This is a genomic window from Paenibacillus sp. 2TAB23 (assembly GCF_052115165.1).
Lineage (GTDB): Bacteria > Bacillota > Bacilli > Paenibacillales > Paenibacillaceae > Pristimantibacillus.
The window spans coordinates 1-431 of the sequence record NZ_JBFRGD010000083.1 but is presented as its reverse complement, the minus strand read 5'-3'; the positions used below and the strand labels follow the sequence as shown (position 1 = coordinate 431).

Genomic DNA, 431 nt, shown 5'->3' with positions numbered 1-431 from the left:
GAATGTTACAGTAACTCAGCCAACAGCAATGAGTGCAACAGTTTCACAGACTAATATTTCATGTAACGGCGGATCAAACGGATCAGCAGGAATTGTAGTAACAGGCGGAACAGCACCATATACCTATGCATGGTCTCCATCAGGCGGAACGAATGCAACAGCTACCGGTTTAGCAGCAGGATCTTATACAGTATTAGTAACTGATGCTAATGGATGTACRATTTCAAGAACAGTAACAATCACTCAGCCTGCGACAGCAGTTTCAGGGACGACAGTGGTTACGAATATTGCATGTAACGGAGCTTCAAACGGATCAATTAATTTAACTCCATCAGGAGGAACAGCACCATATACCTTCAACTGGGGTGGTGGAATCACTACAGAAGACCGCACAAATTTATCAGCAGGAACGTACACTGTAACGATTACTG

1 protein-coding gene is annotated in these 431 nt (G+C 43.7%); it reads left to right on the top strand.

Annotated elements, in window-relative coordinates:
• The coding region (locus AB4Z29_RS32400; protein WP_441946965.1) for a SprB repeat-containing protein at positions 1-431 on the top strand (431 nt) is incomplete at both ends.